At 68.8% G+C, this 23174-nt stretch carries 24 protein-coding genes and 1 riboswitch; all 24 genes read right to left on the bottom strand.

All coding sequences use genetic code 11. The annotated features are described in order from the left end of the window. A partial coding sequence (locus tag MVA01S_RS18770; protein ID WP_255251709.1) for a beta-ketoacyl synthase N-terminal-like domain-containing protein occupies positions 1 to 811 on the bottom strand: 811 nt, incomplete at its 3' end. Then, positions 808 to 2586, bottom strand: coding sequence for an AMP-binding protein (locus MVA01S_RS18765; RefSeq protein ID WP_003932261.1), 1779 nt, complete (start codon positions 2584 to 2586; stop codon positions 808 to 810). The genes MVA01S_RS18765 and MVA01S_RS18770, both read right to left, overlap by 4 nt. A 548-nt stretch (positions 2587 to 3134) precedes the next feature. Further along, positions 3135 to 3881: a thioesterase II family protein gene (locus MVA01S_RS18760; protein WP_003932260.1), complete on the bottom strand. Its 747-nt coding sequence runs from the start codon at positions 3879 to 3881 to the stop codon at positions 3135 to 3137. Positions 3882 to 3911: 30 nt separating this feature from the next. Then, positions 3912 to 6761: an aminomethyl-transferring glycine dehydrogenase gene (gene gcvP, locus MVA01S_RS18755; protein ID WP_003932259.1), complete on the bottom strand. Its 2850-nt coding sequence runs from the start codon at positions 6759 to 6761 to the stop codon at positions 3912 to 3914. 169 nt (positions 6762 to 6930) lie between these two features. Next, a riboswitch (glycine riboswitch) is annotated at positions 6931 to 7025 on the bottom strand. A gap of 14 nt (positions 7026 to 7039) precedes the next feature. After that, positions 7040 to 8164, bottom strand: coding sequence for a M20 family metallopeptidase (locus tag MVA01S_RS18750; RefSeq protein ID WP_390176159.1), 1125 nt, complete (start codon positions 8162 to 8164; stop codon positions 7040 to 7042). Position 8165: 1 nt separating this feature from the next. Then, a complete protein-coding gene (locus MVA01S_RS18745) occupies positions 8166 to 8843 on the bottom strand; it encodes a DUF1028 domain-containing protein (protein WP_003932257.1) in 678 nt (225 codons plus the stop codon). Further along, positions 8840 to 9259, bottom strand: a complete 420-nt coding sequence (locus MVA01S_RS18740; RefSeq protein ID WP_003932256.1) for a RidA family protein — start codon at positions 9257 to 9259, stop codon at positions 8840 to 8842. Before MVA01S_RS18740 ends, MVA01S_RS18745 begins: the two co-directional genes overlap by 4 nt. Then, positions 9256 to 10704: a 4-hydroxyphenylacetate 3-hydroxylase family protein gene (locus tag MVA01S_RS18735; RefSeq protein WP_003932255.1), complete on the bottom strand. Its 1449-nt coding sequence runs from the start codon at positions 10702 to 10704 to the stop codon at positions 9256 to 9258. The genes MVA01S_RS18740 and MVA01S_RS18735 overlap by 4 nt, the downstream gene beginning before the upstream one ends. Beyond that, positions 10701 to 11228 carry a flavin reductase family protein gene (locus tag MVA01S_RS18730; RefSeq protein ID WP_157895613.1) on the bottom strand — a complete coding sequence of 176 codons (528 nt, stop codon included), beginning with the start codon at positions 11226 to 11228 and terminating at the stop codon, positions 10701 to 10703. The genes MVA01S_RS18735 and MVA01S_RS18730 overlap by 4 nt, the downstream gene beginning before the upstream one ends. Before the next feature lie 100 nt (positions 11229 to 11328). Then, on the bottom strand, positions 11329 to 12351 hold the full coding sequence (locus MVA01S_RS18725) for a putative NAD(P)H-quinone oxidoreductase, PIG3 family (protein ID WP_003932253.1): 1023 nt from the start codon (positions 12349 to 12351) through the stop codon (positions 11329 to 11331). Further along, entirely contained in the window at positions 12348 to 13157 is an 810-nt protein-coding gene (locus MVA01S_RS18720) for an alpha/beta fold hydrolase (protein WP_003932252.1), read from the bottom strand. The genes MVA01S_RS18725 and MVA01S_RS18720 overlap by 4 nt, the downstream gene beginning before the upstream one ends. A gap of 142 nt (positions 13158 to 13299) precedes the next feature. Then, positions 13300 to 14214, bottom strand: a complete 915-nt coding sequence (locus tag MVA01S_RS18715; RefSeq protein ID WP_003932251.1) for a LysR family transcriptional regulator — start codon at positions 14212 to 14214, stop codon at positions 13300 to 13302. Positions 14215 to 14219: 5 nt separating this feature from the next. Next, on the bottom strand, positions 14220 to 15500 hold the full coding sequence (locus tag MVA01S_RS18710; RefSeq protein ID WP_003932250.1) for a TRAP transporter large permease: 1281 nt from the start codon (positions 15498 to 15500) through the stop codon (positions 14220 to 14222). Continuing rightward, positions 15497 to 16075 carry a TRAP transporter small permease gene (locus MVA01S_RS31355; protein ID WP_003932249.1) on the bottom strand — a complete coding sequence of 193 codons (579 nt, stop codon included), beginning with the start codon at positions 16073 to 16075 and terminating at the stop codon, positions 15497 to 15499. Before MVA01S_RS31355 ends, MVA01S_RS18710 begins: the two co-directional genes overlap by 4 nt. Further along, positions 16072 to 16866, bottom strand: a complete 795-nt coding sequence (locus tag MVA01S_RS31350; RefSeq protein ID WP_003932248.1) for a maleate cis-trans isomerase family protein — start codon at positions 16864 to 16866, stop codon at positions 16072 to 16074. Before MVA01S_RS31350 ends, MVA01S_RS31355 begins: the two co-directional genes overlap by 4 nt. Beyond that, a complete protein-coding gene (locus MVA01S_RS18695; protein ID WP_003932247.1) occupies positions 16863 to 17864 on the bottom strand; it encodes a TRAP transporter substrate-binding protein in 1002 nt (333 codons plus the stop codon). Before MVA01S_RS18695 ends, MVA01S_RS31350 begins: the two co-directional genes overlap by 4 nt. A gap of 419 nt (positions 17865 to 18283) precedes the next feature. Beyond that, the gene (locus MVA01S_RS18690; protein ID WP_003932246.1) at positions 18284 to 18904 is read right to left on the bottom strand and encodes a MerR family transcriptional regulator; all 621 of its coding nucleotides are present in this window, start codon (positions 18902 to 18904) and stop codon (positions 18284 to 18286) included. Between the two features lie 212 nt (positions 18905 to 19116). Beyond that, complete coding sequence (locus tag MVA01S_RS18685; protein ID WP_003932245.1) at positions 19117 to 19608, bottom strand: bifunctional nuclease family protein; 492 nt, start codon at positions 19606 to 19608, stop codon at positions 19117 to 19119. Between the two features lie 49 nt (positions 19609 to 19657). Then, positions 19658 to 20413 carry a transcriptional regulator FtsR gene (gene ftsR, locus MVA01S_RS18680; protein WP_003932244.1) on the bottom strand — a complete coding sequence of 252 codons (756 nt, stop codon included), beginning with the start codon at positions 20411 to 20413 and terminating at the stop codon, positions 19658 to 19660. Between the two features lie 23 nt (positions 20414 to 20436). Next, positions 20437 to 20910 carry a glycogen accumulation regulator GarA gene (gene garA, locus MVA01S_RS18675; protein ID WP_003932243.1) on the bottom strand — a complete coding sequence of 158 codons (474 nt, stop codon included), beginning with the start codon at positions 20908 to 20910 and terminating at the stop codon, positions 20437 to 20439. Between the two features lie 156 nt (positions 20911 to 21066). Continuing rightward, positions 21067 to 21462, bottom strand: a complete 396-nt coding sequence (gene gcvH / locus MVA01S_RS18670; protein ID WP_003932242.1) for a glycine cleavage system protein GcvH — start codon at positions 21460 to 21462, stop codon at positions 21067 to 21069. A gap of 22 nt (positions 21463 to 21484) precedes the next feature. Continuing rightward, positions 21485 to 22249 (bottom strand): DUF881 domain-containing protein, encoded by a 765-nt coding sequence (locus MVA01S_RS18665; RefSeq protein WP_003932241.1) that lies wholly within the window; start codon positions 22247 to 22249, stop codon positions 21485 to 21487. A gap of 2 nt (positions 22250 to 22251) precedes the next feature. Beyond that, on the bottom strand, positions 22252 to 22584 hold the full coding sequence (locus MVA01S_RS18660) for a small basic family protein (protein WP_003932240.1): 333 nt from the start codon (positions 22582 to 22584) through the stop codon (positions 22252 to 22254). Continuing rightward, positions 22581 to 23174, bottom strand: a 594-nt coding sequence (locus tag MVA01S_RS18655) for a DUF881 domain-containing protein (RefSeq protein ID WP_060941664.1), incomplete at its 5' end; no start/stop codon positions are given. The genes MVA01S_RS18660 and MVA01S_RS18655, both read right to left, overlap by 4 nt.

Genomic DNA, 23174 nt, shown 5'->3' with positions numbered 1-23174 from the left:
GCGACGGGCCGCGCAGGTCGAAGTAGTACGACACCCGGTTGGCGATGATGCTCAGCGCGCCACCGGTGCCCGACCAGGAGTCCACGTCGCCGAGGTCGACGGTGGACAGATACCCGTACTCACCGAGGCACGCCGCGGCGAACACCCCGGTCTGGGAGTGCCGCAGCGTCTGCGCCGGGATGCCGGCGTGCTCGAGAGCCTCCTGGGTGACCTCCAGCAGCAGGCGCTGCTGCGGGTCCATCTTGTCGGCCTCGCTCGGCGAGATCTCGAAGTACTCGGCGTCGAAGGCGTCCAGGTCGCGCAGGAACGCACCCCAGCGGGTGGTGCCCGACAGTGCGGCCGCCGCCTCCGGCGTGTTGATCTGGAAGGACTCCCACCGATCCTCGGGCACCTCGCGCACCGCGGACCGGCCGTCCATCAGGAACTGCCAGTAGGCGTCGGGGCCCGCGATGTTGCCCTCGAGGTCGGCTCCGCCCGGGAACCGGCAGCCCAGCCCGATCACCGCGATCGGCTCGTCGTCCGCGCTGTACTCGCGCACCACGGGCGCCTCGGCGGCGTATTCGACCTCCCCGCCGGTGAGGAACTTCGCCAGCGCGTTGATCGTCGGGTACTGCCAGAACTCCACCGGCGAGACCGTGCGGCCCAGCAGCTCGGAGAGCTCACCGGTGAGCACGACCGCGTCGCTGGAGCCGACGGCCAGGTCGTTCAGAGGGGCATCGAAATCGATCTCGTCGGGACTGCAGCCGATGTTGGTGACCAGATAGTCGACCAACCAGTTACGGATTGCGTCCTCGTCGAAAGCAGAGGTCATGTAGTGACGTCCAGCCGGCTGAACTCGTCCTGTCGGTATCGGTCGACACAGGCAGAGCGCCGAATCTTTCCGCTAGTAGTGATGGGGATGGAACCCGGTGCCACCAGCACCAGGTCGGCGACACGCACGCTGTGCGACCGTTTGATCGCCGAGGCGACCTCGCGCTTGACCGCCCGCAGCTTGTCCAGAGCCTCGGCCTCGGAGCTGCCCTTCTTCTTCAGCTCGGCGATGGCGACGAGCTGCTCGCTGGTGTCGTCGAGCACCGAGATCGCGGCCACCCGGCCGCCGGTGATCTCCTGGATGGTGGCCTCGATGTCGTCGGGGTAGTGGTTGCGCCCGTCGACGATCAGCAGGTCCTTGATGCGGCCGATGATGAACATCTCGCCCTCGGATATCACGCCGAGGTCGCCGGTCTTGAGCCACGGCCCGACCGGGGTGCCCTCGGACGGGTTGGCGATCTCGCCGCCGAAGGTGCGCTCAGTCTGCTGTGGGTTGCGCCAGTAGCCCATCGCGACCTGATCGCCGTGCACCCAGATCTCGCCGATCTTGCCGTCGGGATTCTCGGTGCGGGTCTCGGGGTCGACGATGCGGATCGTGGACGAGCGCGGCGCTCCGTAGCTCACCAGGTCGGTACCCGACTCGGAGCCGCAACGCTCAGCGTGGCCGGCCGACAGTTTCTCGTAGTCGAACCGCACGGTGGCGGGGGTGTGCCCGATCTGCGCCGAGATCACGTACAGGGTCGCCTCGGCCAGGCCGTAGGACGGCCGCACGGTGGTGTCCGGCATGTTGAACTTCGCGAACCGCTCGTTGAATCGGCGGATGGTGGCCGAGTGGATGCGCTCGCTGCCGCTGATGATGCCCAGCACGTTGCCGAGGTCCATCCCCTCCAGGTCTGCGTCGGAGGTGCGCCGCACGGACAGTTCGAACGCGAAGTTCGGCGCCGCCGACCATGCGTGCGGGTTGAGTGCGAGCTGCTGGATCCAGCGGGCGGGTCGCTGCAGGAAGGCGACCGGGCTCATGATCTTGGCGGGGCGGCCCCAGCGGGTCTCCCCGTGGTCCGGTGGGCACAGCAGCGGCGCGAACACGCCCTGGATCAGGCCCATGTCGTGGTAGAAGGGCAGCCACGAGACCAGCGTGGTGTCCTGCGGCGGCACGCCACCCCGGTGCGACATGTAGTCGGTGAAGATCTGCTCGAGGTTCGCGATGACGTTGCGGTGGGTCATGATGACGCCGGCCGGCGAGCGCGTGGAGCCCGACGTGTACTGCAGGTACGCGGTCTTGGGCAGTGTGCCGACGTTCACCTCGACCTGTCGTGGCGAATCGAAATCGAGGGCGTCGACCTCGATGACAGCCGGGGTCGCACCGCCCGCGAGCCCGCCGACGTAGGTCATGATGTCGCCGACGACGGCCGAGGTGGTGAACACCGCCACCGGCTGGCAGTCCCGCAGTGCGCCGTTGACCCGCTCGTCGAGTTGGCCCATGGCCGGCACCGGCAGCGGCACCGCGATGAACCCGGCTGTCATCGCGCCGTAGAAGGCGATGATGTACTCCAGGCCCTGCGGCGCCAGGATCGCGGCCCGGTCCCCCTTGGAGCCGTGCCGCAGCAGTTCCTCGGCGACCACCTGGACACGGTGGTAGACCTGAGACCACGTCAGCGTTTCCTCGAAGCCCTCGGGATCGACGTCGAAATCGAGGAACGTGTAGGCCACGTCATCGGGCTGCGTACGCGCGCGCTCGGCGAGCAACCCAGGAATGGTCGACTCAAGCAACGGCATGGCGACGTCCTTTCGTATCTTCTGCGTCCCGGCTCCATTGCCGTGGATGGCAAACCAGTTCGCAGCTCTCGGCCGCGCGCTCCCCCGCTCGCCCGAAGGCTAACACTGACCCGTCAATATTGTCGCGTAATCCGACCAAGGATTAGACCACGACATGCTTGCCAGAGGGAAGTCGGCTGATTGGGCTTCTTTTCTCCATTTTCGTGCTTTTGCAATGACCTGACACCGAGTTGGCAGCATCTTCACAGTTTTGCCAGATGATGTAACGCTGCACTTGGCCCCCGGTATTCGCGTTGCTCCAACCTATGACGTCTGGGTACGCGGTCACGGCGACGGGACGGTTGAACGCCGTGCTCGTATCGTCTTGACGCGCGCGTAAGGGGTTTGCCGAGATCGCACGCTCGCGTCAATTATTTATCTGACTCAACGGTAATATGCAGGCCAGCGCAGTGAACGGCGACAGCACCGCGGGGGTCCCGGGACCGGGGCAGACGGAGCTGACGGTCCTGGCCAGCGACGCCCCCGTGTGGCGAACGCCACAGCGGATCTCACACCCGGTCTGCCAGCCGCCCCCAGAGCTTCGCCTCGATGTCGGGGACCACCTCGCCGAGCTGGTCGTTGAGATAGAAATGATGTCCGGGCAGCTCGCGCGCGGTGAACTCGGCCGTGGTCCGCTCTGCCCACGGCTTGACCTTGTCCGTCGTGGCGATCTCGTCGTCGTCGCCGTAGTACGCGTGGATCGGCGCCGACAACCGCACCTCCGGTGGGCATGTGTAGTTGGCGATCGCCTTCAGACCGCGCAGCGTCGGCAGGATCGCGGCGGCGAACTCCGGGTTCTTCATGAACTCCGGATTGGCGCCGGTCATCGAGCTGACCGCAGCCAGCAGCCCCTCGTCATCGTCGGGGATGTCCTCGTAACCGACCCTGCCCGGAGCCGCGACGGCCGAGACGAACAGCGCGGTGATCGGCCGGCCGGCCTCCTCGAAGCGGCGGGCCACCTCGAACGCCAGCAAACCGCCCATGCTGTGCCCGAAGAAAGCGATGGGGGGTCCGTCGACGCCACCCTCTTTTTCCGGTGACACCATCTTGCAGACCTCGTCGGCGAGCGCGGGCAGGCTGGTGAACGCCGCGAAGTCCTGCTTGCCGCGCTGTCCCGGATACTGCACCGCCACCCGCTTGACGTCGGTGGTGAACGTCTTGGCGAAGGGCACGTAGTACTGCGCCGAACCACCCGCGTGCGGAAAGATGAACAGCTTGGGCTGTCCTGCCGCGATCTCCCCTGGGGCTCCCGTCATGCGCGTCACCCTATAACCAGGCGGCGCGCGTCAGGCGAACGCCTCCACCGGCGGGCAGGAGCACACCAGGTTGCGGTCGCCGTACGCGCCGTCGATGCGCCGCACGGGGGGCCACACCTTCGGCCGGAACGACTTACCCAGCGGATAGGCGGCCTGCTCGCGGGTGTAGGGATGGTCCCAGTCCTCGACCAGCAGGCAGTCCGCGGTGTGCGGGGCGCCGCGCAACGGGTTGTCGTCCACCGACCACGTCCCGGACCCGACCTTGTCGATCTCACCCCGGATCGCGATCATCGCGTCGCAGAAGGCGTCGATCTCGGCCAGCGACTCGCTCTCGGTCGGCTCCACCATCAGGGTGCCGGCGACCGGGAAGCTCATCGTCGGCGCGTGGAAGCCGTAGTCGGCCAGCCGCTTGGCGACGTCGTCGACGGTGACTCCGGTGGTCTTGGTGATCGCGCGCAGATCGAGGATGCACTCATGGGCGACCATCCCGTGCTCACCGGTGTAGAGCACCGGGTAGTACTCGTCGAGCCGGCGCGCGATGTAGTTGGCCGACGCGATCGCCACCAGCGTCGCCGACCGCAGCCCCTCGGCGCCCATCATCCGGATGTAGGCCCAGGTGATCGGCAGGATCGACGCCGACCCGTACGGCGCCGCCGACACCGTGTTCCGGTCCGACAGCTCCTCGGCGAGCGGGTGGCCCGGCAGGTAAGGCGCCAGGTGTGAGCGCACCGCGACCGGGCCCACGCCGGGACCGCCGCCCCCGTGCGGGATGCAGAAGGTCTTGTGCAGGTTCAGGTGGCTGACGTCGCCGCCGAACCGGCCGGGCCGGGCCAGACCGACCAGCGCGTTCAGGTTCGCGCCGTCGACGTAGACCTGGCCCCCGGCGTCGTGCACCGCGGCGCAGATGTCGGCGACGTCGTGCTCGTAGACGCCGTGCGTGGACGGGTAGGTGATCATCAGTGCCGACAGCCGGTCGGCGTGGGCGGCGACCTTGGCCCGGAGATCATCGAGGTCGACGTCGCCGTTCGCGCGGCAGGCCACCACGACCACCTTCATGCCGACCATCGCCGCCGACGCCGCGTTGGTGCCGTGCGCGCTCGACGGGATCAGGCAGACGTCGCGCCCCGTGTCACCCCGGGCCGCGTGATAGGCCTGGATCGCCAGCAGACCGGCGTACTCCCCCTGCGATCCGGCATTCGGTTGCAGCGAGACCTCGTCGTAGCCGGTGATCGCGGTGAGCCAGGTCTGCAGGTCGGTGATCAGGCGGCGCAGGCCCGGCGTGTCGGAGGCCGGTGCGAACGGATGCTGGCGGCCGAACTCCGGCCAGGTGATCGACTCCATCTCGGCGGCCGCGTTGAGCTTCATCGTGCACGAACCGAGCGGAATCATGCTGCGGTCCAGCGCGATGTCCTTGTCGGCCAGCGACCGCAGGTAGCGCATCATCTCGGTCTCGGTGCGGTACTTCGAGAACGCCGGATGGGTGAGGAACTGCGAGGTCCGCGTGGCGATCGACGGGCCGGTGTAGTCCCCGGTTGCCGCCTCGGCCGAGAACGCGGCCAGCACGTCGGCGATGTGACCGTCGGTGGTGGCCTCGTCGCAGGACACCGACACGTGGTCGTCGTCGACGAGCCAGACGTTGATGCCGCGCTCCTTGGCGGCGGCCCGGACCTCGTGGGCGCGTCCCGGCACCCGGGCCTTCACGGTGTCGAAGAACGACTCGTGCACCACCCCGACACCGGCCGCCGTCAGGCCCGCGGCCAGTGCCCGGGCCTGGCCGTGCACCCGCTGCGCGATTGCGCGCAATCCGTCGGGGCCGTGGTAGGACGCGTACATCGCCGCCATCACGGCCAGCAGGACCTGCGCGGTGCAGATGTTGCTGGTGGCCTTGTCCCGGCGGATGTGCTGCTCGCGGGTCTGCAGCGCGAGCCGGTAGGCCGGCGACCCGTCCGCGTCGACCGACACGCCGACCAGGCGGCCGGGCAGCTGACGGGCGTGCTTGGAATGCACCGCGAGGTAGCCGGCGTGCGGGCCGCCGAAGCCCATCGGCACGCCGAATCGCTGGGTGGTCCCGAACGCGACGTCGGCGCCGATCTCCCCGGGCGGGGTGATCAGTGTCAACGACAGGAGGTCCGCCCCGACGGCGACGAGCGCGCCGCGCTCGTGGGCCTGTTCGACCAGCGCGGCCCAGTCGTTGACCGCGCCACCGGCGCCGGGCAACTGGACGATGACCCCGAAGAAGTCGCCGTCGGGCAGGCCCTGGCGCAGGTCGGCGGTCACGATCTCGATACCGAGCGGTGCGGCGCGGGTGGCCAGGATCGCGGCGGTCTGCGGGTAGACGTCGGCATCCACCGCCAGGCGGGTCGCCGGCCCGCGCACCGCGCGGTGCATCAGCGTCATCGCCTCGGCCGCGGCGGTGCCCTCGTCGAGCATCGAGGCGTTGGCGACCTCGAGGCCGGTCAGGTCGGTGACCATGGTCTGAAAGTTGAGCAATGCCTCGAGCCGGCCCTGGCTGATCTCGGGCTGATACGGCGTGTAGGCGGTGTACCAGGCCGGGTTCTCCATGATGTTGCGCAGCAGCACCGGCGGGGTGAGCGTGTCGTAGTAACCCTGCCCGATCATCGAGACGGCGACGGTGTTCGAGTCGGCCATCGCGCGCAGCTCGGCCAGCGCCTCGGCCTCGCTGGCCGCAGGCGGCAGCGGCTCCAGACCGGGGGCGGTGCCTGCCTCGGTCAGCGCGTCGAGGATCCCGGCGGGCAGGGCCTTGCCTGCGAGTTCGTCGAGAGAGCTGACCCCGATCGTGCTCAGCAGAGTTTCGACGGCTCGTGCGTCGGGCCCGATGTGGCGGTCGACGAACGAGAGGGTGCGGGACTGATCGGACACGTGAGGACTTCTCCCGGGGCGCAGACGAACGCGGCTCCTCCCCCTCTGTCGTCGACCCGGTCCGGGCTGCCTGAGAGATTCGGCCGCTCCGCCGGTTTCAGCGAGGGCGCCTTTCCCCATGGGCGGGTGCCCCGGCGACCGGGGCACCGCTTTCCAGAGGCATCGGGGCCTGGCGCGGTCCTGGGGGCCTGAGAGGTTGACGGAGAGGTGTTGCTCCTTCGGCGCCCGTGGCTGGCGGCCACGGAACTCTCCCGCGTGAGGGCGATGCGCCTGCGATATTACCGTCCGGCCAGATCGAGCGCCGTCCATGCCAGCGCGGTCGCGCCGTCGCGCAGCGCCGCGTCAGCGGCCGGGCCGATCGCCGCGTCGGCGAACTCCCGCTGATGGTTGACGGCGGGCAACGATCCGATACCCAGATAGGGGTGGATCGCGCGCACCACCTGCGACACGTTGCCCATGTCGGTGGACGCGGTCTTCATCGCCGCCGCGCCCTCCGGAGCTTCGGCGGTCATGTCCCGGCCCAGCACTGCGGCGTTAGCGACGAACATGTCGAGGATCTCGTCGTCGGTGCGGAACTCCGAGTACGGCGGGGACTCGAGCTCGATCTCCAGCTCGCATCCGGTGCCGACGGCCCCGGCCTGGAAGCAGGCCCGGATGCGCTTCTCGATGTCGCGGAGGTCGGCCAGTGAGCGGGCGCGCACATACCAGCGTCCGGACGCGGTGTCCGGGATGGCGTTGGGCGCGGTCCCGGCCTCGGTGACGACCCCGTGCACCCGCGCCGTGGACGGCAGCTGCTGGCGGAGCAGGCCGATCGCCACCTGGGCGACGGTGAACGCGTCGGCCGCGTTGACGCCCAGGTGCGGGTAGGTGCCTGCGTGCGCGCTGACGCCGCGATAGGTGACGCGCCAGTGCGCGACCGCCATCGGCTCGGCCCGCGGCGCGTCGACCGGTCCCGGATGCATCATCAGTGCCGCATCCAGGCCGTCGAACTCGCCGGCCTCCAGCATCAGGATCTTGCCGCCGCCGCCCTCCTCGGCGGGTGTGCCGAGGACGTGCACGGTCAGGGCCCGGCCCGCGTCGGCGGCCTGCACCATCAGCGCCGCCCCGATCGCCGACGCCGCGATCAGGTTGTGCCCGCAGGCGTGCCCGAGACCCGGAAGCGCGTCGTACTCGGCGACGAACGCGACGTGCAGTGGACCGTTGCCCGCGCGGGCGTGGAAGGCGGTGTCCAGTCCGCCGGCGCGGTCGTCGACGCTGAAGCCGCGTTCGGCCAGCACGGTGGTGAGCATCCGGTGCGCCCGTACCTCCTGCCATGCCGGCTCCGGATCGGCGTGCAGTCCGGCGCTGACCCCGTGCACGGTGTCCCAGTCGCGCTCCAGGCGTGCGCTGGCGACGGCCTTCAGGTCAGAGATCACCGGGCACCCCGAAGCTGGGGGCGGCGGACGGATCCAGCGCCCGGCGCACATAGTCGTCGCGCTGCGGCTCCCACACCGCCCACAGTTCGGCCAGCCGGGCGTACGGGTCGTCGTCGGCCCAGTCGACCCGCAGCGTCGTCTCCGGCCACTCGACCTCGCGGTAGACCAGCAGACCGGCCGCGTGCACCGGCCCCTCCTCGCCGCCGGCGGCCATCGCGGCGGCCAGTCCGTCGAGCAACCGGCGTTCGAACTCGGCCGCGGTTGAGGTTTCGTATCCGCGGATCAGCTCGGTGACGGTGGCCGGGCTCGCCAGCATGTTGCCCGCCGCGACGACGCCGTCGCCGGCCACGTGATGGTGCACGCCGAGGGCGCCTGCGCCGCTGAACGCCGCCGAGCGACCGGCCCGGTCCAGGACCGTCAGCTGCCGGTAGTCGCGCAGTTGGTGGCCGGCCACCACCGCGTCCAGCGCCGACCGGGCGTCGTCGCCGGCGGCCAGCCGGTCCAGCAGCTGTCCGCCGAGCCGGGGGTCGGTGACGTTCTGGCTGGCCGCCGCACCCAGGCCGGGCCGGATGTTCAGGCACCGGGACGCCACCGCCGGGGACGAGGAGGTGATGATCATGCCGAACGCGCCGGTGTCGCGGTCCAGCGCCGCCATCGAGAACGTCACGAGCTCACCTGCTGCCGGACGGCGATCACGTCCACCTCGACCAGCCACTCGGGCCGGGCCAGCGCGCTGACCACCAGCCCCGTCGAGACCGGGTGCACACCTTTGAGCCAGCGGCCGATCACCCGGTACACGGTCTCCCGGTAGCGCGGATCCACCAGGTAGATCGTCACTTTGACGATGTCGTCCAGCGTCGCGTCGGCCTCGGCGAGCAGGGTGGCGATGTTGGACATCGCCTGTTCGGTCTGCGCGGCCACGTCGCCGACGCCGACGTTCTCCGAGGTGTCCAGGTTCTGGCCGATCTGTCCGCGCACGTAAACGGTGTCGCCGGCGACGACGGCCTGGCACAGGTCGTTGTCCAGGTTCTGCTCCGGGTAGGTGTCGCGGGTGTTGAACGGCCGGATGCGCCGGTGTTTCATGCACCCACCCGATCCGACAGCTCCGCGGCCGCCTTCACCATGGCCAGCGGGCCGTCGAAGTCGAAGTTGCGGTAGACCGCCTGGTAGTGCGCGAACGGCGGTGCCTGCGCGAACAATTGGAACGTCAGCCGGTGCCCGGCGTAGTCGCTGTTGAGCAGGTCGCGGGCGAAGGCCAGCAGCTTGCGCCGGTCGTCGGCCTGCCACTCGTCGGTGATCGAGTAGTACTTCTCCAGCCAGGGCGCCGCGCCCGGCATTCCGAACGTGGCCGAGTCCGGGGTGATGCAGATCTGCCCGCCGCAGAGTTCACGGGCCCAGTGCATCATCTGCGGTAGCTGGGTCTGCGCCCACACCCGGCCCGCGTAGAGCAGCGACTGGTTGGGCATCAGCAGCCCGCCCGGGCTGGTCTCGGCGGTGGCGATGGCCGCGGTCAGGTGCGCGTCGATGCCCTCGCGGTAGCAGGCCAGCATCGCCAGCTTCTCCTGCACCGCCGGGTTGTTGTCCAGGCCGGTCTGGCGGACGTTGAACAGTGCGGCGCCGATCATCAGGTCGGCGAACCGGATCGACCGGTGCACGTAGGGCAGCGCGCTGTAGCGGTGCAGGCAGCTGCGCACAAACGTGGCCGCCCGGGTGTGCCGGTAGAACAGGATGTCGTCCCACGGGATCAGCACGTTGTCGAAGATCACCAGGGACTCGACCTCGTCGACCCGGTTGGACAGCGGGTAGTCCGCCGCGTCGCGGCGGCCGGCGAATCCGGTGCGGCAGATGAACTTCAGGTTCGGCGCGTTGAGGTCTGCGATGAAACCCACCGCATAGTCGGAGAGTTTCGCATCGCCCCAGTTGGCGATGGTCGGCTTGGTGTAGGCCTGGGTGGCGTACGGCGCGGCGGTCTCGTACTTGGCGCCGCGCACGATGATGCCGTCGTCGGTCTCGCGGACCACGTGCAGCAGCATGTCGGGATCCTGATCCTGGGGCCGCTTCGAGCGGTCACCCTTGGGATCGGTGTTGGCCGAGATGTGGAACGGGTCCCCGGTGGCCGCCTTCTGCACATGACGCCGGATGTTCTCGGCGAAGCGCGGATCCACCTCGTTGAGCACGTCCTGGCCGTCGTAGAGCGCCCACATCTCGCCGATGGTCTCGTCGCCGACGCGGGTCACCACCCCGCGTGCCTCGTCCAGCACCAGGTCGATGGCGCGGCGCTTGTCCTGCCAATCCTGTTGGGTCAGCGGCATTTTGTTGGCGATCGCGTTGCGCTCGCCGTTCTCGTCGACGTAGCTCATCACGTCCTGGGTCGCCGCCTCGTGCGCCAGGTCGTAGATGCGCGCGCGGACGTCGACGATCGGGGCGAACATCGGGTGCTTGGTGACGTCGTGCACCTGTTCGCCGTCGATGTAGATCTCACGACCGGTGTTGATGGATTCCCGGTACTCGTCTCCGGTTTTGATCATGCGTGGTGTCCTTCCGTGGTGTGGGCGGCGAGAGTGCGATAGCTGCCGCGCATGTGCAGCAGTGGTTCGGCGTCGGTGTGTGCGACGTTGCGCACCTCGCCGAGGTACAGGTGGTGGGAGCCGACGTCGGTGATGCTGTGCAGCTCACATTCGAAGGCCGCCACGCTGTCGACGAACACCGGCAACCCGTTGGCTCCCGAGCGCCACTCGTCGTCGAGGAACGTGAACGCGGGCCGGCCGGCATGCAGGCGTCCGGCGAAACTGTCTGCAGCGCTGTGATGTTCGGGTCCGAGCAACGATACATTGAAGGAACCGCACGCACGGATCGCCGCGTTGATGGGGCTGCGGCGGTTGATGCACACACCGAGGACGGCCGGTTCGTCGGAGACCCGGCTCACCGCCGAGACGGTCTGGCCCCAGCGCAGGCCGTCGGCGTCGGTGGTCACGATGGTGACCGGGGTGGCGGCGCAACTGATGGCGCGGACGAACTCCCGCGCGCCGACCGGTGTCAAGGTGGATTTCACTGACATCCCTCGCAATTCGGATTCTCGGCTGGGATCGCGGAAGGCAGCATCGGCGTCCGCAGCTACGATGCTGCCCGCCGCCCGGCCATCTGGCAAAGAGCTAGTTCCGTTGGTGTGCATCAGTTTCCGAGATGTAGCCGGGCATCGTCACCGTGACCTTTCCGATCCGGTCCGGTGCGGCGAATCGTCTTTGGGCTGCGGCGATCTCGTCGAAGGTGAACGAGGTGGCGTCCAGCACCGGATGCACCGATCCGGTCGCCACCTTCGGCAGGATCTCGGTCTCGACCTGCCGGCAGAGCGCGGTGCGGGTGTCGTCGTCCAGTCGGCCCAGACTGGAGGACGAGATCTCCGCCGTCCCGGCCATCAGCGCCCCGAGATCCACCGCCGCATCGGTCCCGGAGGCCACCCCGACGACAACCAGCCGCCCCTTCGGCGCCAGCGCGGCGATGTTGTCGGCGACGGTGGCCGCGCCCTGGTTGTCCAGGACGACGTCCACCCCGCCGGGTGCGATCCGGCGCAGTGCGCCGAACACGTCCTCGGCGCCGTAGTCGATCACGTGATGGCAGCCGAGTTCGGCGCACAGTGCGGTCTTGGCCGAACCCCGCGCGGTGCCGATCACGGTGGCGCCCAGGCCGCGGGCCAGCTGGACCGCCAGGGACCCGACTCCCCCGGCCGCGCCGTGGATCAGCACCTGCTCGCCCGGCCGCAACCTGCCCCGATGCACCAGGTTCCACCATGCGGTGGCGGCGGCCTCCGGCAGCGCCGCCGCGGCCACCAGGCGCAGTTCGTCGGGTATTCGCAGGCACGCCCCGGCAGGGACGGCGACATACTGGGCGTAGGTGCCCGCCCGGGCCAGCACCGCGACCCGGTCCCCGGGGCGCAGGCTCGTCACCCCCGCCCCGACGGCCACCACGGATCCCGCGCACTCCAGGCCCGGGATTCCGCCGGGCGGCGCCGGCATGGCGCCGCGGCACTGCAGGATCTCGGCGTTGTTGAGCCCGAAGGCGGCCACGGCCACCAGGACCTCACCGGGACCGGGCTGCGGGACCGGCACGGACTCGATGCGCAACGGTTCGGGCCCGCCGGCGTCGTACAGCACCGCGGCCTGCATGTCCGCGCTCACCGCAGCACCTCGCCGACGTGGAAGTCCAGCACCGCCTGGGCGAACTCGGCGGGGCAGGTCTCCGGACTGGAGATGTCACCGTCGGGCAGCACGCGCTCGGTGGCCTGCGGGAACGCGGCCAGGATCTGCGCCCGGCGGGGGAAGGCCCGTGGGTCACGGGCCGAGGCCAGGCACAACACCGGTCCGTCGTAACGGCCCACCCCGTCCTCCGAGCGGTACGCGGCCACCGCTGCGTGCCCACGGTCGGGGTCGGGATGGGCCAGGACGTCGCGGACGTATCGGGCCCGCACATCGGGGTCCAGGTGCGCCAGGTACTCGCCCCGCCGGCGCCACAGTTGGGCCAGATGCTCCCCGTCGGGCTGCGCCGGGAAGTAGTTGAACGCAGCTGCGGTACGGCGTCGCTCACGCTCCTGGGCGTCGATGAACGGCGTCGACGAGAGCACCAGCGACAGCACCCGTTCCGGCGTCGAGACGGCCAGGTGGTAGGCCACCAGGCCGCCGAAGTGGTGCCCGACGAAGTGGGCAGAAGGTACCCGCAGCGCGTCCAGCGTGGCCAGTACCGCCGCAGCGTTCGCTTCGATCGTGTTGTCGGCCAACGGTTGTGAAGCACCGTAGCCGGGCAGGTCGGGAATCACGATGCGGTAGCCGTCGAGCATTCCGGCCACGGTCCGGAACTCGTCCCAGCTGCGGGGAGTCTGGTGCAGCAGTACCAGACACGGCCACTCCGCCGGCCCGTCAACAGTGGCGACATGCATTCGCCCCATCCGGGTTTCGACGTACATCGGTGTCGGCTCGGTGCCGCTCACATGTCCTCCAATTGCGGTTCGGTGATTCTGATTCGATCCAAGCCGCAACCGGTATCCACTGACAAACAGCGAAATTCGGCTTGCGGCATCGCATTACCAGATGCATCGCATCTGCGGATGCGATGGCCGACTCTCCCCGCGCTCAGACGCCGGCGGCCACCACGGTGCGGCAGCGCTCGGCGAACACGTTGGCGCGCCTGCTCATTCGCATCGACTGCAGGGTCGCCACGACAACCCGCAGCGGGCGCACCTCGTCGGCCAGCGGGACCGCCACCACGCGGCCGCCGGCATAGGTGGTGTCGGTGGCCGGGCGCTGGTGCAACAGGCTGAAACCGTGCTCCTGGGCCACCATCGCGCGGACGGTCTCGTAGCTGCTCGACCGGTACTGCACGTTGGGCTGCATGCCCCGCTCGGTGAACGCGCCGAGGAAATAGTCGCGACTGTGCGGGAGGTCGACCAGGATCATCGGCTCGTCCACCAGGTCGGACAACCGCACGCTGCGGGTGTCGGCCAGGGGGTGGGACGCGGGAAGTGCGGCGTACGGCGGTATCTCGGCCAGAACGTCGCGATCGATGGTGTCGCCGAGGGCCAGATCGTAGGTCAGCGCCACCTCGGCCCGGCCGGATTCCAGGTACTCGCCGACCTCGCCGGCCACCGCCTCGGTGACGTGCACCTCCAGGCCCGGATGCTCGCGCTTGAGCCCGGCCAGGATCGACGGCAGATAGAACGGGGCGAGCGGGCTGAAACACACCACCTGCAGCGGCCCCAGGAACGACTGCGCGTCACCGGCGATCATCTCCAGCGACTCGGCCAGTGCGGTGAGGGTCTGGCGGGCCCGCAGCAGCAGTTCCTTGCCCGCCGCGGTGAGGATCAGCCCCTTGGCATGCCGCCGGATGAACAGCTGGACACCGAGTTCCTTCTCCAGGTGCGCGACGGCCGAGGACACCGCGGACTGCGCGACGTACAGGTCCTCGGCCGCCCGTGTCATGCTTTCCCGCTCGGCGACCCGGATGAAGTAGCGCAACTGCGTCAGCGAGATGCCGCGCAGTTGGTCCATGCCGCTCACGGCCCACCCAGGACCGATGGCAGCCAGGTGGCCAGCGGCGGGAACACGATCACCAGAGCCAGCACCGCGATGGTGGCCAGCAGGAACGGTGTGTTGGCGCGCAGCACACCCCACGCGTCGACCTTGGCGATCTTGGCGGCCACCACCAACGACATCGCCACCGGCGGCGTGACCTGCCCGATGATGACCGTCAGCACGATGATGACGCCGAAGTGCACCGGGTCGATACCGACCGCGAGCATGGTCGGCAGCATCACCGGCATGATCACCGGGATCAGCGGGTCGAACAGCATGCCGGCCAGGATGGCCGTGATCGCCAACACCACGACATAGCCCATCTGCACGTCACCCGGCACGATCATGGTGGCGAAATCGGTGAGCGCCTTGGGTAGTCCGGCCATGGCGAGCACCGCGCCGAGCGCTACCGAGACTCCGACGATGAGCATCACCTCACCGGTCAGCACCGCCGCCTCGACCAGGCACCGATACAGCTTGCGCATACCCAGTGACCGCATCAGCAGCGATGAGATGACGATCGCGTACACGACGGCGAAGGCACCGGATTCGGTCGGGGTGAACAGCCCCAGCACCAGGCCCAGCACCACCAGCACCGGCACACCGAAGGCCAGGATCGACCCACGCATGGTGCGCCAGACCTCTGCCCAGCTGAACGGGAGCTTCTCCCCCCAGCCGTTGCGTTTGGCCTGCACGGCCACCACCACCATCAGCACCGCGGTGAGGATGAGGCCGGGGATGATGCCGGCCAGGAACAGGGCGCCCAGCGAGGTGCCGGTGGCCGCCGCGTACAGGATCATCGGTGACGACGGCGGGATCAGTGGCCCGATGCCCGACGAGGACGCGGTCACCGCCGCGGCGTAGGAGCCGGGGTACCCGTGCTTGCGCATTTGCGGGATGATCGTCGACCCGGTGCCGGCGAGATCGGCGACCGAGGTGCCCACCATGCCGCCGAAGAACAGGCTGGTCGACACGTTGACCTGCGCCAGTCCGCCCGGAAGTGACCCGAAAAGGCTTCGGGCGAAAGCGAATACCCGCTCGGCGATGCCTCCGGCATTCATCACCACACCGGCCAGGATGAACAACGGCATCGCCAGCAGCACGAAGCTGCTCATCCCGTCGGTGACCTGCTGCGGATACTGCATCATCCAGGAGCCGCCGAGCGTCGCGTAGAGCGCGACGCCGCCGGCCATCGCGATGATCAACGGCGTGCCCAGCAGCAGCAGCCCGACGATGGCGGTCAGAGTGATGGCGAGGATCACGACTTCTCCTCCTCAAGCTGACGCAGGATCGCTGCCCGGCACCCGGGCAACTGGAACAGCACGATCAACGCCGCGGCCACTGCCCCGACGGGCAACGCCGCGGTGAAGAATCCGCTCGGTAGCCGCAGGTAGGGCAACGGATCGTCGCCGAACGTGGTGACGTACAGGTAGGCGAACCAGGCCAGGTGCAGCAGCACCGCCGCGGTGAGGAGATCGGTGGCCAGCCGCAGCCACACCTGCGTTCGGACACTCAGCCTGCCGACGAACGCGCGGATGGCGATCGATTCCCGGCGTCGCACCCCGAGCGTGAAGCCCAGCATGGTCAGCCACAGCATCAGCCCGGTCACCAGTTCCTCGGTCCAGCCCAACGGTGAGTTGAACGCGAACCGCAGCACCGCATTGGCGAACAGGATCAAGGTGATCCCGGCAAGGGCCGAGGCGGCGAGCATTTCGAGCACGCGGTCGATCAGCGTGTGGGTGCCCGGGACCGGATCCACGCCCACTGTCGAGTCGAATTGCTTGGCGACGTCCTCGGTCCCGGCGATGGGGTGGTGCGCCTCGGCCGCGGCGGTCATGCCGGGTCTCCGATGGCGGCGGGGTCGAGCCGGCTGTCCATCAGCATGCCGAACCCCGGCCGCGCCGCGTGCACGCCGGCGATCTCCAGCGCGTACCAGAACGACGCCTGCACCGCGCTGATCACGGGCTTGCCCAGTGCGGACTCCAGCGCGGCGATGGCCCCGACGCTGGCGAAGTTGGTGCAGCTGATGAACACCGCACTGGACTCGCTGGTGTCGGTTTCCAGGGCGAGGTCGTAGATCTGCTCCAGCGGCACCTGGGCCAGTTCCCAGTCGCTGGTGATCCCGAGCCCGACGCTGGCCACCACCGGATGGCCGTTTTCCCCGAAGAACCGGGTCGCGCGGTCGATCACCTCCTGCCGGTACGGGGTGACCAGGCTGATCGGGCCGGCGCCGACGGCCTTGAGCGCGGCGATGCTGGCGGTGGACGTGGTCGTGCACTTGCCGGCCAGTCCGCTCCATTCCTCAAAATGGTTGACCAGCATGCGATCCCACTCGGTGCCGTGCAGGAACGACGCACTGGTGCCGCCGAAGACGAGGACGTCGAGCGGGGCCTGGGCCACCAGTTCCACGGCGGTGCGCAGCTCCGGTGAGCGCATCATCGCGTCGATACCCTCCACGGTGACGCTGGGCAGCGTCACCCGGCTGGTGTGGATGGTGGCTGCCGGCGTGGCCATCGCGTACATCTCGGCCTCCATGAGCGTGCTGGAGGCCATGTACACCAATCCGATGCGGGTGGCGGTGTTCAGTGCACCCAGCGGCAGCCGGGGCCGCTGCTGTGCGGCGCTCACTGGCGGTACTCCGCGAGGACGCGGTCGGCGAAGTCACCGGGGATCTGGCCGGCGATCTGTTCGCGCACCTCGACGACAGCCTCGCTGAGCTGCGTCACGTCGGCGTCGTTGACCTCGACGCCGGCAGCTTCGAACTTGGCCAGCAGTTGCTGGTCGGCTTCGGCACCGGAATTGCGGCTGGTCTCCGCCGCGGCGGCAGCGGCCTTCTCCAGACCCTGCTGGATCTCCGGCGACAGTCCCTGCCAGGTGTCCTCGTTGATCGTCAGGTACACCGGGCTGTAGATGTGTGAGGTCAGCGACAGGTAGCGCTGCTTCTCGTAGAAGGAGAACGCGTCGATGACCTTGAGCGGGTTCTCCTGTCCGTCGAGCACGCCCTGGTCCAGCGCCAGGTAGGCCTCGCCGATGTCGATCTGGGTGGGGGCGGCGCCGAGGGCCTCGAACAGCGCGACACGCGCCGGGTTTCCGGGCACCCGGATCTTCAGCCCCGCCAGGTCTTCCGAGGTGACGATGGGCCGCTTGTTGTTGGTGATGTGGCGGAATCCGTTCTCGCCGAACCCGAGGACCCGCGCGCCCACGGATTCCACCAGCGAGTCGCTGAGCTCGTCACCGTAGGGCCCGTCGAGGAACTCCACGACCTTGTCGCGATCGGTGAACACGAACGGCATGTCCATGATGCTGAAGGTCGGGTCCAGGTTCGCCACCGACCCGCTCACCGCGGCGACGTCGATCGCGCCGGCCCGCAGACCCTGCAGCACCGCCTCCTCGTCGCCGATGGCGCCACCGGTCTGCACCGTGAGCGACACCGAGTCGCCGAGCTCGTTCTGCACTTCGTCGGCGAAGGCAAGCAGCATGTCCGCCAGCGGATCTCCGGCACTGGTCTCCACGGCCAACATCAGTTCAGTTGCACCAGAGGAATTCTCGTTGTTGCTTGAGCACGCGGACAGGGTCAGCGATGCGGCCAGACCGCACATCGCGATCACCTTCGGTAATGACTTCATAAAAATCCTTCCACGCGAACGACTTTCGGCGGGTGCTCGACATCGGGTCCGGCTTCGTCGCCGGCGCGATCGGTCAAGATTCCGAGGTGAGGCTAGACCGCGTCAAGCAGTCAAAAGCGACCGCTTGCATCTGTCAAACTGATGCCACGTAACATGAAATTAACTGCAGCAGTGGACACTTCGTTGTTACATGACGGAAACGATGCCACGGTTTACTTCAGGTTTTGCCTGGCGGCCGGGCAGCCGGATAAGCCGTGGTGACAACCCCGGCGCAGGACCCGATGGCCACCGTGGACGAGGACGCGCATCGCGATGTGAGCAGCGACACCCCGGCCCGCGGCACCGGCGGTGTGGCCAACGCCATGCCGATCACAGGCAACAAAAAAGGGCCGCCGAAGCGGCCCTCTCTGCAGAGACAGTTAACCGATCTTGCGGTCCCGGGTCTTGCGCCGCGACGCGAGCTCATCCTCGGGCGCGGAGATCGACTCCCCGCCGTCGGCGCGCTCGCCGGGAAAGTCCGCGATTGCGCCGGTGAGTTCGCGCATCGCCCCGGACACCGCGATGCCGAACACGCCCTGGCCGCCTTGGAGCAGGTCGACCACTTCCTCGGCCGAGGTGCACTCGTAGACCGTGGTGCCGTCGGAGAACAGCGTGATGTTGGCCAGATCCTGCACGCCGCGCTGACGCAGGTGGTCGACCGCGACGCGGATGTTGTGCAGCGAGATGCCGGTGTCGAGAAGTCGCTTGACGATCTTGAGGACCAGGATGTCCTTGAACGAGTACAGCCGCTGACTGCCCGAGCCCGCGGCGCCTCGGATGGACGGCACCACCAGCGAGGTGCGCGCCCAGTAGTCGAGCTGACGGTAGGTGATGCCGGCGATCTGGCAGGCGCTGGGCCCGCGGTAGCCCACCAACTCGTCAGGTACCGAGTCGTCGGGGAACAACCCGCCCTGGACGGGCTCGGTCGACACACGGGGGCCGTCCGCCTGTGGGGAGCCGGTGGTGAGGTCCAGTTGCTCCTGGCGTGGCCTGTCTCCCACTTGCGAATCCTCTCGCCGATCTTGACTCTGACCTGCGTGGGCGCAGTCAACCCCTGCTTACACCCTGCCCGAGCCTCGCTCGAGCATACGCTTGACGGCGTCCGGTGACTGCCCGTCGGCCCCAAGTATGGCTGCCCGATTCAGGGTTTCAGAAAACCCGACCCGCGTGTCGAACCCGACGAGACGGATCCGTGACCAAGATCAGCGACCGGTCAGGTCGCCTTGAAATCGTCCGGGGAGACGCTGTCGAGGAATTCCTTGAACTTCTCCACCTCGTCCTCGCGGACCGGGCCGGACTCCTCGTCGCCCTCGTCGGGGATCAGCAGCCCGGCCTCGGCGAGCACGGACTCCTCGACGTAGATCGGCACACCGACGCGCAGCGCGATCGCCACCGAGTCGGACGGACGCGCCGAGACCTTGATGTCCCGATCGAAGACCAGGTCGGCGTAGAAGGTGCCTTCCTGCAGATCGACGATGCGCACCTCTTTGAGTGAATGACCGAGCGCGGCAATGACATCTCGGAACAGGTCGTGGGTCATGGGCCGCAACGGCTCCACGCCCTGCTGTTCGAGGGCGATGGCGGCGGCCTCGGACTGGCCGATCCAGATCGGGAGGTAACGGTCGCCGTTGGACTCCCGCAGCAACAGCACGGGCTGGTTCTGGGGCGGCTCAACGCGAATGCCGATCACACGAACCTCACCCATGTGTGCCTACCCTCCGCACGCCGACGAACCCGTCCCTCGAGTCTAGTCCTCAGCGATCCAGAACGTCGCGTACGGCCGACTTGATCAAAGACGTGTGCAACGTGATCGCCAGCGCGGCCACTTCGCGGGCCAGATCGTCGGCGCGGTCGCGGGCTCCGGCCTTGCCGCCCTTGCCGACCGGGCCGGCGATCTGGGCGATCAGGTCGGATTGGCGGTCGGCCGCAGACCGGAACGCCCGCAGGTGACGGGGTTCGACGCCGTAGTCGCCGAGGGCGCGCGCGCACTGGGCGATCACCACGGAGTGCTCGTCGTAGAAGGTGGTGCCCGCACCTTTGAAGATGGGGGTGATGATGCCGGCTTTCACCAGCGCGGCCAGCAGGTCCTCACCGACGCCGGAGCGTTCCAGCAGGTCCTCGCGGGTCAGCCGGGCCTGGGTGGGTGCCGCCATGGTGGCCGCTGTGGCGGAGGGGTCCGCCGCGTCCCCGCCCACCGACACGAGGCGCGGCGAGGCGTACGCCGAACCCGTCTGCGGCAGTTCACCATCGGGTTGGGCGTCCAGTTGTGCCTTGATCACCTTCAGCGGCAGATAGTGATCGCGCTGCGCGGTGAGGATGAACCGCAGGCGGGCACAGTCGTAGGCGGTGAAGCGCCGGTAACCCGACGCGGTGCGCTCGGGCGTGACGAGCCCCTCGGCCTCCAGGAAACGGATCTTGGAGATGGTGACGTCGGGGAACTCGTCGCGCAGCAGATCCAGGACGACGCCGATCGACATCCCGCGAAGTGACGGTGTGTCGGGTTGCGTCATCGCTGCTTACCGGGCGGAGTCACTCATTCGGACGCCCCGCCGTCGGCGCCCTTGGGCCCGGTGAGGAACACCAGGCGGAACTTGCCGATCTGCACCTCGTCGCCGTTGACCAGCACGGCCGAGTCGACCGGCTCGCGGTTGACGTAGGTGCCGTTCAGGCTGCCGACGTCCACGACCTGGAACTCGCCACCCTCCAGCCGGAACTCCGCGTGCCTGCGGCTGACGGTGACGTCGTCGAGGAAGATGTCGCTGTCGGGGTGGCGGCCCGCCGAGGTGGTCGGCTGGTCGAGCAAGAACCGCGACCCGGCGTTCGGGCCGCGCTTGACGACCAGCAGCGCCGAACCGACCGGAAGGCCCTCGACCCCCGAGACCGCGCTGTCGCCGCCCGCTGCGGGCGGCGCGTCGAGCTCGTTGAGGAAGTCGGCGCGGAAGACCGAAGTGGTCTCCACGGTGACCTCGTCAGAGTCGGCCCCGGCGTTGAAGTCCTTGTCCGTCACCCGCTGCTCCTTACTGGCTGCTTGGCGATACCCGGCCGGACCTCCAGCCCGATGCGCCGCTGGTGTCGACCGTACCGCGCATACGACCGCGTTGTGCCATCCACTGCCGGATCCGCACGTCGCGTCCCGGTCTGTCTGAACGACCCTAACAAGACCTCAGTCGGTCGCGTGGGTGCGGTAGCCCTCCGCGTCGAGCAGACCGTCCAGGCTTCCCTGCAGCGAGCCGGCCTCGGCCTGCAGTTCCACCAGCCATCCTTCGCCGTACGGGTCGGAGTTGACCAGCTGCGGGTTGCTGTCCAATTCCCCGTTGACGGCAACCACTTTCGCGGTGATCGGGGCGTAGAGGTCTGACACCGACTTGGTGGACTCGACCTCACCGAAGGACTCCCCCGCCGTCAGCTCGGCGCCCACGTCGGGCAGTTGCACGAACACGACGTCGCCCAGCGCGGACTGCGCGTAGTCGGTGATGCCGACACGCACCGTGTCGTCGCCGGTCTGCTGCACCCACTCGTGTTCGGCGGTGTAGGACAAGTCGGCGGGAATCTCGCTCACGGCGCTCCTTGATCGGTGTGGGTCATTTGACGGGCTGAGCGTATTGGCGGGGTTTCGGTTGCCGCAAGGCGGTGACGTCGACCCGTTCGGATTGCTCGACCACCATCGTGCCGCCGACGCGTTCGACGCTGTCCATCGCGCCGCCCGGAATGTTCATCGCGGCAGCCAGTGTCGGCGGGTCGCCGATCGCGACCACGGTGTAGGCCGGACCCATGGTGACCGAGTCCACGACCAGCGCCCCGGGCCTGCCGACGATCCAGGTGGACACCCCGACCCGCACCGACACCGGCCGGCCGTCCTGCTGCCCGCGGATCTCCATCGCCTCGGCGCCGGCGGCCCGCAGCTCGTTGATCACGTCGAGCATGGTCTCCGAGCCCACCCCCTGCGCCGGGTCGGCGATGGTCAGCGTCACTCCCGGACCCGTGGCGGCGACGGTGCCGTTCAGGATCGACAGGGCGGCCAGCCGGGCCCGGGCGTTCTCGATGGCGGCCTGGTCGTCGCTTCCGGAGGTCTGCAACTCGCTCAGCGTCTGCTGCAGGTCGGCGATCTCGGTGTTCAGGGCCGCTTCACGCTGCTGCAACGAGTCCAGCAGCACCACCAGGTCCGCCGGGCGGGCGGTCTCCAGCGAATCGCCGGAATCGGTCTGCTGGACCTGGGTGGCGATCCCCACCCCGAGCAACAGGCACAGCAACACGGCCAGTACCCCGAACACGGCCTGCGAGCGGGCGCCCCTGCCCTGGGCGGGGTCCTCGTCGGGCGGCAGTTCGTGGCGGCCGTGTTCACTCATGCTCAGGCCCCGAACAGCCGCCGCCGAAGTGCCGCGGCGTTGCCGAAGATCCGGATGCCGAGCACCACGATGATCGCCGTGGACAGCTGCGTGCCGACCCCGAGCTGGTCACCGACGTAGACGATCAGCGCCGCCACGAGCACGTTGAAGACGAACGACACGACGAACACCTTCGAGTCGAAGATGCCTTCGAGGTAGGCCCGCAGCCCGCCGAACACCGCGTCCAGCGCGGCGACCACCGCGATCGGCAGGTAGGGCTGCACGAACTCGGGGACGTCGGGATGGAACACCACCCCGAGCACGATGCCCACGACGAGAGCGACGATGCCGATCAATTGAGCCCAATCTGTTTGGCGAAGTTGATGTCCCGGACCGACCCGGCGGGCAGCACCAGTCCGTCACCGCCGGTGACGTTGACGCCGACGCCGTAGGACGTCTCCAGCAGTCGCAGCCGCTGTAGGCCCGTACTGCGGTCGAAGCCGTCCTGCATGGCCCGCGGGGGTCCCACGGCGAGGATCGCATACGGGCTGGATACCGGCTGGTTGTCGACGAGGATGCCGCCGCCGGCCTGGCGGATCGTCACGTTCGGGCCGATGCGCACCCCGCCGACCGAGATGGCCTCGGCGCCGTTGGCCCACAGGGAGTTCACCACCAGCTGCAGGTCCCGGTCCAGGATGACCTGCTGGCTTCCTTCCACGCGCTGTTTGGACACGTCGGTCAGATTGCGCGACATCCCCGGGTCGGTGACGGTGACGGTCAGCCCCGGCCCGATGACCGGCGTGACGGCGGCCTCGCCGTCGGCGACGTCGAGCTCGCCGAGCAGCCGCCGCCCGGTCGCGTCGCCCTCCAGCCGGCTGCGCCGTTCGGCGTCGACCCGGTCGGTCAGTTCCCCACGGCGGACCGCGGCCGCGTCGGTGGCCGCCTC

The sequence above is a fragment of the Mycolicibacterium vaccae NBRC 14118 = CIP 105934 genome (genome assembly GCF_001552715.1).
GTDB classification, from domain to species: domain Bacteria; phylum Actinomycetota; class Actinomycetes; order Mycobacteriales; family Mycobacteriaceae; genus Mycobacterium; species Mycobacterium vaccae.
Note: the sequence above shows the minus strand (reverse complement) of the source record. Positions and strands in the feature narration are given on the sequence as shown.